General features: G+C 59.3%; 13 protein-coding genes. 10 read left to right on the forward strand and 3 right to left on the reverse strand.

Annotated features, from left to right (window positions below):
* Nucleotides 1-39: 39 nt before the first annotated feature.
* From ACEPPP_RS13770 to ACEPPP_RS13795, 6 genes are all read left to right on the forward strand, one after another.
* A complete protein-coding gene (locus ACEPPP_RS13770) occupies nt 40-300 on the forward strand; it encodes an AbrB/MazE/SpoVT family DNA-binding domain-containing protein (protein ID WP_374087585.1) in 261 nt (86 codons plus the stop codon).
* The gene (locus tag ACEPPP_RS13775) at nt 287-664 is read left to right on the forward strand and encodes a type II toxin-antitoxin system VapC family toxin (protein WP_374087586.1); all 378 of its coding nucleotides are present in this window, start codon (nt 287-289) and stop codon (nt 662-664) included. Before ACEPPP_RS13770 ends, ACEPPP_RS13775 begins: the two co-directional genes overlap by 14 nt.
* 70 nt (nt 665-734) lie before the next feature.
* Nucleotides 735-2,285 carry an NCS2 family permease gene (locus ACEPPP_RS13780; protein ID WP_374087588.1) on the forward strand — a complete coding sequence of 517 codons (1,551 nt, stop codon included), beginning with the start codon at nt 735-737 and terminating at the stop codon, nt 2,283-2,285.
* Nucleotides 2,286-2,364: 79 nt separating this feature from the next.
* Nucleotides 2,365-3,042 (forward strand): hypothetical protein, encoded by a 678-nt coding sequence (locus tag ACEPPP_RS13785; protein WP_374087590.1) that lies wholly within the window; start codon nt 2,365-2,367, stop codon nt 3,040-3,042.
* On the forward strand, nt 3,043-3,885 hold the full coding sequence (locus ACEPPP_RS13790) for an amidohydrolase family protein (RefSeq protein ID WP_374087592.1): 843 nt from the start codon (nt 3,043-3,045) through the stop codon (nt 3,883-3,885).
* Between the two features lie 12 nt (nt 3,886-3,897).
* Complete coding sequence (locus ACEPPP_RS13795; protein WP_374087594.1) at nt 3,898-4,245, forward strand: hypothetical protein; 348 nt, start codon at nt 3,898-3,900, stop codon at nt 4,243-4,245.
* Nucleotides 4,246-4,254: 9 nt separating this feature from the next.
* Here ACEPPP_RS13795 and ACEPPP_RS13800 read toward each other — a convergent pair whose 3' ends face one another.
* From ACEPPP_RS13800 to ACEPPP_RS13810, 3 genes are all read right to left on the reverse strand, one after another.
* Nucleotides 4,255-5,175: a phosphatidate cytidylyltransferase gene (locus tag ACEPPP_RS13800; RefSeq protein ID WP_374087596.1), complete on the reverse strand. Its 921-nt coding sequence runs from the start codon at nt 5,173-5,175 to the stop codon at nt 4,255-4,257.
* A 66-nt stretch (nt 5,176-5,241) separates the two neighbouring features.
* Nucleotides 5,242-5,931 (reverse strand): CDP-alcohol phosphatidyltransferase family protein, encoded by a 690-nt coding sequence (locus ACEPPP_RS13805; RefSeq protein WP_374087598.1) that lies wholly within the window; start codon nt 5,929-5,931, stop codon nt 5,242-5,244.
* 24 nt (nt 5,932-5,955) lie between these two features.
* The gene (locus ACEPPP_RS13810) at nt 5,956-8,499 is read right to left on the reverse strand and encodes an AMP-binding protein (protein ID WP_374087600.1); all 2,544 of its coding nucleotides are present in this window, start codon (nt 8,497-8,499) and stop codon (nt 5,956-5,958) included.
* A 405-nt stretch (nt 8,500-8,904) separates the two neighbouring features.
* Here ACEPPP_RS13810 and glcE point away from each other — a divergent pair, with 405 nt between their 5' ends.
* From glcE to ACEPPP_RS13830, 4 genes are all read left to right on the forward strand, one after another.
* Complete coding sequence (glcE, locus tag ACEPPP_RS13815; protein ID WP_374087602.1) at nt 8,905-9,975, forward strand: glycolate oxidase subunit GlcE; 1,071 nt, start codon at nt 8,905-8,907, stop codon at nt 9,973-9,975.
* Nucleotides 9,975-11,186 (forward strand): glycolate oxidase subunit GlcF, encoded by a 1,212-nt coding sequence (gene glcF / locus ACEPPP_RS13820; protein WP_374087604.1) that lies wholly within the window; start codon nt 9,975-9,977, stop codon nt 11,184-11,186. The genes glcE and glcF overlap by 1 nt, the downstream gene beginning before the upstream one ends.
* 252 nt (nt 11,187-11,438) lie before the next feature.
* On the forward strand, nt 11,439-11,693 hold the full coding sequence (locus ACEPPP_RS13825) for a PA3496 family putative envelope integrity protein (protein WP_374087605.1): 255 nt from the start codon (nt 11,439-11,441) through the stop codon (nt 11,691-11,693).
* A 39-nt stretch (nt 11,694-11,732) separates the two neighbouring features.
* Nucleotides 11,733-12,311 (forward strand): PilZ domain-containing protein, encoded by a 579-nt coding sequence (locus ACEPPP_RS13830; RefSeq protein WP_374087607.1) that lies wholly within the window; start codon nt 11,733-11,735, stop codon nt 12,309-12,311.
* Nucleotides 12,312-12,315 lie beyond the last annotated feature (4 nt).

Consider the following 12,315-nt stretch of genomic DNA (forward strand, 5'->3'; position numbering starts at 1 on the left):
GGTACACTTCGTCTTACAGTGTAAGAGAGTCTATTCGCCATGCAAACCGTCACCGTTTCCGAAAAAGGCCAGGTTGTGATTCCGGCGGATATACGCCGCCGCTTGGCGATCACGCCGGGTTGCCAGCTTGAATTCATCCTGGAAGGGAATGCCCTGCGCGTCGAAGTGAAGCGCCGGGTTCAACCGAGCCTTCCCGAAGAGGGTTATGGCATGCTGGTTTGTAAAAAAACCGGAGAAAGACGCTTGTCCGATTTCGATGTCGCCGAGGCGATGCGTGAGATGCGAGATGATCGCGATTGATACCAATATCCTGGCGCGCTTTTATGTGGATGACCCCAATGATCCCGAGGCGGTAAAACAACGGCCGATTGCCCGGCGCATCATGATCGAATCGCCCCAATTATTCGTGCCCCTGACGGTGGTGTTGGAATTGGAATGGGTACTCAGAGCCTTCTATGGTTTCGGCAGCGGCGATTTTGCGCGCGTCATCCGGCATTTGTTAGGGCTTGCCAATGTCAGCGTCGAAAGCTGGCCGGTCGTCGCCGATGCCTTGGAATTGCATGCCGAAGGCCTGGATTTTGCCGACGCGCTGCATTTGCAAGCCAGCAAGCACTGCGATATTTTTATAGCTTCGACGACCGGCGTTTTGCGCGGCGTGCCTTGAAAATGGGGCTTAAACCCGTGGTCGCGGTGCCGGCAGAAAATGCCGACTCTAAATGATTTAGGATGTCTCTGTGAAATGGTTCGTACGCGCCGACATCGACGGCTTTTTCGGTCTGGCTTTGGATAATCTGGTGCAATTGCTGGTGATCGTCGGTTTGTGCGGTCACGTGTTGGGCTTTTCGGACGATCTGATCTATCGGCACATCCTGCCAGGCGCTGCGGTGTCGGTCTTGCTCGGCAATATCTTTTACGCTTATCAGGCCAAACGTCTGGCGGCGGCGACCGGCCGCGACGATATTTGCGCCTTGCCTTACGGCATCAACACCGTGTCGCTGTTCGCGTATATTTTTCTGGTGATGCTGCCCGCGAAGCTGATTGCGGAAGCCAGCGGGGCCGAGCATCCTGAAACGATCGCCTGGCAGGCGGGTCTGTTGGCCTGTTTCGGCTCCGGCCTGATCGAACTGGGCGGCGCATTTGTGGTCGAGAAGCTAAGAAAAGCCACGCCGCGCGCGGCCTTGCTGTCCACCCTGGCCGGCATCGCGCTGACCTTCATTGCGCTCGGTTTTTTGTTCCGCGCCTATGCGCATCCGGTCGTCGGCCTGGTCACCTTCGCGGTGATCCTGCTGGTCTATTTCGGCCGGCTGCGCTTTCGCGGCAATCTGCCGGGCGGCTTGGTGGCGGTGATACTGGGCGTGTTATTGTCCTGGGGAGTGGGGCTCGCGCCGGTCGGCCCCCTGCCGGATAATCCGATCCGTTGGTATTGGCCGCTACCGGTGGCCGGCGATTTGTGGCAGGCCCTGGTTTCCAAGGACAGCCTGAGCTATCTGTCCGTGATCGTGCCGATGGGGCTGTTCACTCTGATCGGCTCGCTGCAAAACATCGAATCGGCCGAAGCGGCCGGCGACAGCTATCCGACACGCTCTTCGCTGGCCGCGAACGGGATAGGAACCTTGGCTGCCAGCCTGTTCGGCTCCTGCTTTCCGACCACGATCTATATCGGTCATCCGGGCTGGAAGGCGATGGGCGCCCGCGCCGGCTATTCGATATTGAACGGCGCTTTCATCACCTTGATTTGCCTGACCGGCAGCCTGTCCTACATCGCCTGGGCGGTGCCGATCGACGCCGGCATGGCGATCGTATTGTGGATCGGCATCGTGATCGCGGCGCAGGCGTTTCAGGAAACCCCGAAAAGCCATGCGCCGGCGGTCGTGATGGGGCTGTTGCCCGGCATCGCCGCCTGGGGCGCGTTCATGGCCAAGAGCGGGGTGCGTGCGGCGGACTACGGCGGCGCGCCGATGCCCGCCTTCTCGGACACGATGCTGGCGCGGTTTGCACAGGCCGATATCTGGATCGGCGGCGCCTTTGCGCTGGAGCAGGGCTTCATTTTTAGCGCGATGATCTTGGCCGCGTTGACGGTCGCGGTGATCGAGCGCCATTTCATCAAGGCCGCCCTTTGGTCGGGTTCGGCCAGCCTTTTGTCTGCTTTGGGCCTGATGCACTCCTACCGCTGGACCCCGGCGGATACCGCGCTGTCGCTGACGCCGGCCTGGGAGTGGGCTTTGGCCTATTTGCTGATGGGGCTGATATTTTTGAGCGCGAAGTGGCTGCTGGTTGAGGATTGATAGCGGAATTTAATGCGTCTTCCGAAATCGAATCCACTATTGACGGTAAGCGGGGCCGGTGGAGAGGGGATCATCGACGATGGCAAAAGAAGCGCTGATGATACTGACCGGAATAACCGCCGATGCGAGCAAAAAGGCGCATGTGCTGGATTATTTTCGGGGAAATACCGAATACGAAGTTTTCCTGCCCCGGCTTTGCCAATTTTGCGGTATTGATTGGTCGGCGCGGCAACTGGCCTGGTTTCTTGAAAGGCATCAAATCGGGCGGTATTCGCGCTGCCATTTCGTTTGCTATATTTCCGGAGGGTTCATCTTGCGTCAGGCCTTGAGCGTGAAGCCGATAGCGAATGTCGGGCGCGTCGTTTATCTGCGTTCTCCGTTTCAGGAAGCGGTTCCGGAACGGGTCATCGAACAATTGGGATCGATCGCGGCGGCATTCAGCAACGGCAAGATGCTGTTCGATCTGGCATCCCGGGATAAGGACCGGCTACCGGTGATTGGCGCGGAGGAGGGCGTGATCCTCGAGAAAGGCGTTTCCGCCATGGCCGCGCAACTGGGCATCAGGGCGGACCAGTTCGAAGTCTATCGCCACCGCGAAGCGTTTTGCCTTCCTCCCGCGAAGGCGGTTTTCTGTACCGAATTGAGCCACGATGATGTTTACACCTCGGATGCGCTCCTGGCCAGGATCGCGGCTTTTCTGGAATCGGGCAGTTTTGCCGGCGCTACGGCGATTGATGCGTGGAAGGAGTCGTCCTAGATGATCATCGACGGCCACCAGCATATCGTCGGCGATTATGCGCCGATTCTCGAGCGCATGGACGCATTAGGCATAGCCAAGACCGTGCTGGTCGGCGTCGGCGTCCGTAATCTCGATGTGGTCACGATCCACGACTCGCCGTTGTTCCGCAGCCATCTGCTGTTTCGGACCCTCGGCATGCTCAAGGCGCGGCAGCTGGTCAATTCGCGGGCCTTCCGCGAGAATCTGCTCGGCGACCCGCGCAACGAGGATGTCTTGCGGGCCGTGCGCGAGCGCCCGGACCGTTTTTACGGATTCGCGTTCGTCAATCCCGAATCTCCCCATGCGTTCACGGAGCTTCGGCGCTGCCTTGCAGAGGGGTTTCGGGGCATCAAGCTGGCCCTGGTGCAATACCCGACCGATCTGCGCGGCAGGAACATGACCGCGTTGAGCGAAGTGGCGCGGGAATGCCGGATTCCGGTGTTCATGCATCTTGGCATAGGCGCTGCCGCCGCGGAACCGGAATGGCTGGCAGAAGCGTTTTCGGACGTTACCTTCATCATCGCGCATGCCGGCGTGCAGCGCTTCGAGGAAACGATCGCATTGGCGCGACGGCTCGACAATGTGTTTGTCGACACATCGAGCTATATCGCAACGACAGGAAAGCTCAGGCGCCTGTGCAAGACGATCGGCGCCGGCAAGCTGATATTCGGCTCCGATGTGCCGGTGATGTGCGAAGATGTCGGGGATGCCTTGGCGAAGATCGATGCGCTGAATCTTCCGGCAGCGGAGAAAGCGAAAATATTGGGCGGAAACCTGGCCGCGATCCTGGCGCAAACGGGTCACCCGACCACAACATCCTGAGTGGAGGCTGATATGGAAACACCGATCCTTTCGGTACTATTATTCGTGTTCGCCGCGATCGCCGGCGCGGTCGGCCAGTTTCTTTACAAGACCGGCGCCGATGCGGCGGGCGGCGGCATCCTCTCGTATCTTCTGAATGCCCGGCTGTGGGCCGGCGTCGTCTGCTATATCAGCGTGATGGTGTCGTTCATCGCCGCCTTTAAAAAAGGCGGATCGCCGACCGTCCTGTATCCGGTTTATGCGTCGACCTTCATCTGGGCGGCCCTGATCGGACTGTTCGCCTACGGCATCCCGATCAAACCGGTCAATATCGCCGGCATGGCCTGCATCGTGCTGGGCATGTATTTGATGGGGCGTTAATCCCTTCCGTTACTGGGTCAGGCGCAAAAAATAATAGGTCAGTGGCGCGACCAGGATCAGGCTGTCGATCCGGTCCAACAGGCCGCCGAAGCCCGGCAGCCAGTCGCCGGCATCCTTGACGCCGGCTTCCCGCTTGATCGCCGATTCGAACAAGTCGCCCCATAACGAGCCGATCGCGATGATCGGCGGCAGCGAGATCAATAGAAAGGCATAGGAAGACTCCGGCAACGCAAAGCCCATCAGCAGGGTTCCGGCATAGGCGCCAATCAGGTTGCCCGCCACCCCTTCCCAGGTTTTATTCGGACTCAGCGCCGGCGATAATTGATGACGGCCAAACAGCTTGCCGACCGCGAACGCGCCGTTATCGCTGAGTGCGACCGACGCGCCGAGGACCAGCAGAATCCCCGAACCTCCCGGAATGTGGACCGCGATCAGCAGCAAATGCGCGAGCAGCCAGGCGATATACGCCCAGCCGAGCGTCGACAGGGCCAGTTGCCGGACGCCGCCGGCAATCGACTGGAAGGCAAGCGGCTGCGCGACGGCGACCAACAACAGCAGCGGGGCCAGGAGAAAAAAGCCGTCGAGCGACAGCACCGCAACCGGCGCCGCGATCAGGGTCATGCCGAGCAACACGTTGCGATAGGCCGGCACCAGGCTGACCAGCGCCGCATATTCCCGGATGCCCTGCCAGGAGATCGCGGCGACCAGGACGCACAAAGTCAGGGGGCCGCCGAGCACCGCGCTCACGAAAATCGGCGCGATGATCGCCCAGGTCCGCCACTTGAGGAATAACGAGGCCTGCAGTATCCGGCCTAAATTCCTGCGTTCGACCCAAAGAATCAGCGCCAGACTGAGGCCCAGCAGAATCAGGATGCGGTAGGCCGCCGGCAGAAACAAGGGGCTGTCGATGGGGTTTGCCGGTAGCATCATCGCGACTTATCCTAATGAGATCAAAAGAACCATGTATTTTTAATCTGTAATCGTTTGGCCGCTTCGTCAAGCGCTCGCCGAAGCGCGCAGATAACGCGCCGCGCGCCGGAGACGCAAGATCGCCGTCAGGAGGCTGCCCGCACAAATGACCGCCAAGGCCAGGCTTGTCAAACCCAAGGGCTGCGTATCGCCGAACGCGGGGTGCCAGCGCTCGGGCGTGAAACCGAGGTAGGCCGCGGCGGCGATGATCACCGCCATGCGCTGAGGTTTTGCCATCGGCCCGCCAAAATCGCTCGGCGCGCCGACGCTTCTGGCCGCGACGCGGACATAGGCGGTGAATACCGCGGCCGAAGCGGCGATGTAGCCAAGCTCGACATGGCCGCCGGCGCTGTAGCCGGCGCCGACCAGAATGATGAAATCGGCAATCCGGTCGGGAATCTCGTTATACAACGCGCCCAGCGGCGAGCCTTTTCCCCATTCGACCGCGACCATGCCGTCCAGCATGTTACAAATCAGGCGGAGGCCCGCCATCGTGCCGGCGACGATCCACAACAGATGGCTTTGGATGGAATCGGCGCCTGCGGTCAGTGCGAAGGCAAGCCCGCTGACCAGGGCCGCCAGCACCCCGCAGATCGAAATCGTATCGGGCGATACATCGGCCTCTGCCAACCAATGCGCGACCTTTTTTGACCAGCGGTTTTCGCGCGCCGGCACTGACCGGCGGTCGATGTTCTTCGAATGGCTGTCATTTGGCATGTCGTCCTCGCTAGGGCTCAGGTTTCAGGCGGATTCATCACTGGGTTCGTCAAGCAATTGTAACAGGGCCGCATGCAAGATGCTTGTGGCGTCCTGTTTTTCGATGCCGGGCGGGATATTGACCGGTGTCCCAAAATGCACGCGAACCTCGTGACGGTGCGGCCAGACCGCGCCTTTCGGCAGGATTTGGAAACCGCCGCTGACCGCGACCGGCACGATCGGAACTCCGAGCCCCGTGGCCAGATAGCCGATGCCGGGTTTGAAGTCCAACAATCGGCCGCTGGTCGAACGGGTTCCTTCGGGATAGATCAACACCGACCAGCCCTTGTCGATCAATTCGCCGCAAAATTCGAGACTGCTCCGGATCGAGCCTTCGCGCGTGAACGGAAAGGCATTGATCGCGAGCGGAAGCGCGATTGCCAGCAGGCGGTTGCTGAAAAAATAATCGGCCGCGGCCGCGACGGCCAATTTTCTGCGAATCGGCGCCGGCAGCGCGCGCAGGATCGAAAGCGTGTCGACATGGCTGCTGTGATTGGCGATGAACAGCGCGGGCGGGGCGAGATCGCTGAGGTTCTCGGTGCCGGTGACGGTGAACGAACGGCTCAACCCGCGATGTGCCGGGAACGCAATCGCTTGTTGCAGCAAACGGCGCGCGGCGCCGGACGCGCCGGTCAGCGGCCAGGCCGGGAATCTTGCCGCCGCCGTGGCTTTCTCGCCGCGTTTGACCAAGTCTTCGAGATCGCCGACGCGGCGGATGCCGATCAGGTCGACATCATCGAGATGCACGCCCAGTTTCTGTTCCAACAGCACGGCCAGTTCGACCCGGTCCAGCGAATCCAGACCCAAATCCAGATCCAGGTCGGAGTTTTCCGAGATCGATTGCAGCGGAACCTTGCAGACGGTGGCCAATAATTGCTCCAGGGTGGCCAGTTCACCGGAGTCAGGAACCTGATTTGCCGCGTGCATGTTCCGAGGATTTTGATTCAGCAGCGCCTCCCGCACTTTCCAGCGCTGGATTTTCAGCAACGGCGTGAGCGGAAAGTCGCCGTGCCAAATGCGGACGGCGGCGATTCTTTGATGCGGGGCCAGCTTCGCATTGGCTAAGCGTACCGCATGATGGGCGATGGCCATTTGTTCCGCAGGTTCTCCAGTATCTTCCGATAGCCGCAGGACCGCGGTGATACCGTTAGCCCCCGCGGCATCGGGCAATGCCATCACGATGCAGCCGGCGACGCCGGGCTCGGCTTCGACGATCGGTTCAATGTCTTCCGGAAAGACGTTCAGGCCGCTTGCCAGCACGATCGAATTGTTGCAGCGCCCCTTCACATAGAGTTCGCCGTATTGGCCGATTTCGCCGAGATCGGCGGTTCGGTAGTAGTGATCCTGGGTGAACGCGGCGCGGGTGGCTTGCTCGTTTTTCCAATAGCCCTGAGTGACATTGTCGCCCTTGACCAGAATTTCGCCTTGCTCCGAGAGTTTGACGAGGATGCCTGGCTTTGGCCAGCCGACAGAACCCTGAATTCTTCGATCGAAATGGTTGGTCGCGATCACCGGCGCGCATTCGGTTGCGCCGTAGCCTTGCACCACGCGGATGCCGAGGTGTTCCAGATGCTGTTCCAAATGCAGAGGCAACGCTGCGCCGCCGCAGACGAAAAACTTCGGCAAGCGGGCGGCCTCCGGAAATAACAGATCGGTGAAAAAACGTCGACAGCCAAACGGCAAATGCCGCCCGAGGCGAGGCCAATGTTGCCATAATCGTTTTTGTCCGTTGCCGATGATCGATGCTTCGATCGCGCCGAGCAGCAGTTCGAGTATCTGCGGCACCGCAACGACGCCGTGAATCCGCTTCTTCGCGAGTTTTTGCAGAATGGCCGAGGAATGCCGGCCGTCCGGATAAAACAGGGTCGCTCCATGCAGCAAGGGCGCGAACAAGCCGACCGTCTGTTCGAACAGATGCGAGAGCGGCAGCAGCGATAGAAAACGGACCTCTTGCCATGACGGATAGACGTCCTGAATCGCCTGAATGCTGAAGAGAATGTTGCGATGGGTCAGGATGACCCCTTTCGGTTGGCCGGTCGTGCCCGAAGTAAAGATGATTTCGGCGACATCGTCGGGTTTGGGGCTCATTGGCAGTGCCGCCTCCGGCCGTTCGGACCAGTCGAGATCGGCCAAATTGATCCGTGGAATCGCGGAAATCTGCTCGGCCGCATGACTGCCGATAAATGCCGAGGCTTCGACCGATGCGGCGATGCGGGCAACGAAATCCGGAGAAGAATGCTGGTCAAGCGGCACAATGATCACCCCGGCAACCCAACACCCCAGATAAACGGCTACCCATTGCGGATCGTTGAAGCCCTGAACCAGGACTTTAGAGCCGGGAGGCAACCGGTAATCTTCAAGCAGTTGGCGTGCTACATGCCTAGCGACGCGGTTAAGGCGCGCGTAACTCCAGACATCGTCGCGCAGTCCTGAACGCTTGATCAGGGCCGGCCTGTCGCCAAAGGTCTCGGCTATCTGGGTCAAAAGCTCGGCCAACGTGGTTGTTGTGGTGCTGATTTCCGTCTGCATAGTTCTCAGTGGCCCGTGCTTGAATTGCCTTGTTTGAACTAAATTGTAATTCGCGCGGCATGCGCGGATCAATGGGCAGGATGATTCTTTCAGCGCGGTGATGGATATCCCGCTTGGTGAAGATTTTGCCGACATGATCCTTGGCCGTCGTCAATGTTGCATGGACACACCCGTCAGACAAACGTAAAAAAAACCTATTCAGGACTTGTCACTGGGGTTAGATTTTATTAATCGGCTTCGTCCAGTGGAATCTATCCGCGCGGGCGGCAATTTCCTGGATTGATGCTTTCTTCGAAATGGATGCGCTGCTTCCGATTTTTCAAGACGCCTTGCTATTGACCTGAGAAGCCCATCCGACCGACAATCTGTCCTACCTATGCTGGATACACTCTTTAATTTCACTTCATGACGGCGGCTTCCAACGACCATACCCAAAGTCTGCAACAGCGCGTTGCGCGGGCGATGGTGGCCAAAATACCGCTCCTTATCACCGGCGGCGGCAGCAAGGCTTTTTACGGCAGGGAGGCTTCCGGCGAGCCATTAGGCATGAACGGCCATCGCGGCATCGTCAATTACCATCCGTCCGAACTGGTCGTGACCGCGCGTGCCGGCACTCCGCTTTCGGAGCTTGAGCAGACGCTCGCCGAACACGGCCAGATGCTCGCCTTCGAGCCGCCGCATTTCGGCGCTTCGGCGACCCTGGGCGGCACGATCGCCTGCGGTTTTTCGGGACCCCGGCGGCCCTTTGCGGGCTCGGCCCGGGATTGCGTGCTCGGCTGCAAGATCATCAACGGCAGGGCGGAAGTGCTGGCGTTCGGCGGCGAGGTGATCAAGAACGTCGCCGGTTTCGACGTGTCGCGGCTGATGGTCGGCGCGCTCGGCACCTTGGGCGTGTTGCTCGAAATCTCGCTGAAGGTGCTGCCTTTGCCCGAGACGGAGCTGACTTGTGCATTTGAACTGACGGTTGCCGAGGCCTTGGTCAAAATGACGGCGCTGGCTTCAGGCCCATTGCCGGTCTCGGGACTCAGTTATGACGGACGGCTGCTGTATGTCAGGCTGTCCGGCGCCGAGAGGGCGGTCAAAACGGCGGCGGCGCGCATCGGCGGCGCGGCCGCTACGGCCGATAGTGCTTATTGGCGTGATTTGAACGAACACCGGCTCGATTTTTTCGCAACCGAGCTGAATATCTGGCGCTTGAGTGTGCCGCCTGCGGCCGAGCCATTGGCGCTCGCGGGCGACTGGATCTATGACTGGGGCGGCGGTTTGCGCTGGCTCAAAACGGCGGAGCCGGCGGAGGCTGTGTTTGCGGCGGCCGAACAGGCGCGGGGGCATGCGCTGCTGTTTAAAGGCAAAGAGCGAGGCAGCGAGGTGTTTCAGCCCTTGACCGGCAAATTGCGGCAATTGAATCAACGGGGCAAACAGGCGTTCGATCCCTACGGCCTGTTCAATCCCCATAGAATGTATCAGGATTGGTAATGCATACCCGTTTGGCCGATCATATCGACGCCTCTCATATCGACGCATCGGGGCGCGGCGAGCTGGAAGCGATCCTGCGCGCCTGCGTGCACTGCGGATTTTGCAATGCGACCTGTCCGACCTATCAATTGCTCGGGGACGAGCTAGACGGCCCGCGCGGGCGCATTTACCTGATCAAGCAGGTGCTCGAAGGCCAGACGGCGACGCGGCTGACGCAGACGCATCTGGACCGCTGCCTGACCTGCCGCGCCTGCGAAACGACTTGCCCTTCCGGCGTGCAGTACGGGCGCCTTCTGGACGCGGGCAGGGACATCGTCGAACGGCAGGCGGGGAGGGCTTTTGTCGATCGTTTGAAGCGCTATGTGATCATTCGAGTGTTTCCTTATCGGCGCCGGTTTGCGTTATTGCTGAAGATGGCGCGCCGGCTCAGACCGCTGTTGCCGCCCGATCTGAACAGCAAGATTCCGCCCGCAACGCCGCAAGACCTTTGGCCGCGCTCGAAGCATGCGCGCAAGATGGGGATTCTGCCGGGTTGCGTGCAGCCTGCGCTGGCGCCGGCTATCGATCTGGCGGCAGCCAAAGTGCTGGACAGGCTGGGCATTGCGTTGCTGCAAGTGGAGAATGGCGCCTGCTGCGGGGCCTTGCTTTACCACTTGTCGGCGCATGACAGGGCGCTCGAGATGGCGCGCCAAAATATCGATGCCTGCGTTCCTTATCTGGATCAAGGCATGGAAGCGATCGTTTCGACCGCGTCGGGCTGCGGTGTGATGGCGAAGGATTACGGCCGGTTATTCAAAGATGATCCTGTCTATGCCGAAAAAGCCGCGCGCTTTTCGGCGGCGGTCAAGGATATTGCGGAAGTGCTGGCCGGTGAGGATTTGTCTTGCTTCCAGGCCAGCGGCCACAGCATCGCCTTTCAGTCGCCCTGCACGCTCCAGCACGGGCAAAGGCTCAAAGGCCTTCCCGAAGCGATTCTGCAAAAGCTCGGTTACCGCTTGACGCCGGTCGGCGATGCGCATCTGTGTTGCGGTTCGGCCGGCGTTTATTCGTTGCTGCAGCCGGATCTTTCCACGCAATTGCGCGATGGCAAGCTGCAAGCCTTGCAGGCCGCTCGGCCGGACCTGATCGCGACCGCCAATATCGGCTGTTTGACACATTTGCAAACGACCTCTCAGCAAAAAGTCGTGCATTGGATAGAATTATTGCACTAGCGGCTTGAAAAACTGCGGCTTCTAAAAGATTGGGGCGATGTAAGGCTTTGATCCGTTTGATGTTGCGGATGATGAGGGCCGGGTGCCGAGAAGGCGGTGGCGCGGCCGCGGGATCGGTTCGCCGTCGAGCAAATTTTCGGCGGCGCGGGTGGGTTCCAGGCAGGCCCAGTGGAATTTGACGGGTTGAATTATTTTTTCTTTACAACAGTCTTTTAGATAATTATAAATCGCATTTTTAACGGTTGATTTTTTATGACGAAAGACACACAGCCATCCGCAGCGGAAAACCCCAAAGTCGAGCCAGAAATCGAAAAAAGCAAGCACGATGCCGATATAGAGATCGAAGATTACGACCTGCATCTGATCGATGAATACATTTCTTTTCCGACCGAAGATGAATCGGCCGTGAAAAAAATGGCGGCGCGCAGAAAAATTGAAATGTACTGGGAGAAAAAACGCCTCAGGGAACAACTCGGCGATTTCGATGAAGGCGAGCTCGATTTTTGATCGCGGCACACTAAGCAGATTTCAGGAGATCCAAGCCTCATGCCAGAAGCCGGAGACAGACGGCGATTTTTTCGTATCAACGATGAAGTCGATCTTTATTACCGAAAAATCGCCGGTCAGGAAGCGGCGGAGGTCAGCCACGTCGACGAAAATGTGCTGGTCGGCGACGCCTTGCCGCAAATCATGGAGGCGGTGGCGCAGGAGATGAACGGTCTGTTGAAGCGGATCGAGACGGCTGAGCCCGATGTCGCGGGCTATTTGAAATTGCTCAATTACAAGGTGGACATGCTGGCCGAGTTCCTGGCGCGGCGGCACGACCGGGCCGGAGAGAAAAACGCCAGCCATGTGAATTTGAGCGCGTCGGGCCTGGCCTTCGGTAGCGAACTGCCCTTGAACGAAGGCGATTATCTGGAGTTGAAGGTTCTGTTGCCGGCCTCGCGGGCGCAGGTCACGACCTGTTGCCGGGTCGTTCAATGCCGAAAGAATCCGGCAAACGATCCGGACTGTCCGTATATCGTCAGCGTCGATTACCTGAACATGAAAGAAGAAGACCGCGAACTGTTGATCAAACATGTGAACAAGCGCCAACTGGAGCAGATTCGGGAGCAGAAGGCTTGATGCG

Origin of the sequence: Methylomicrobium lacus (genome assembly GCF_041897535.1) — a bacterium.
Lineage (GTDB): Bacteria > Pseudomonadota > Gammaproteobacteria > Methylococcales > Methylomonadaceae > Methylomicrobium > Methylomicrobium lacus_A.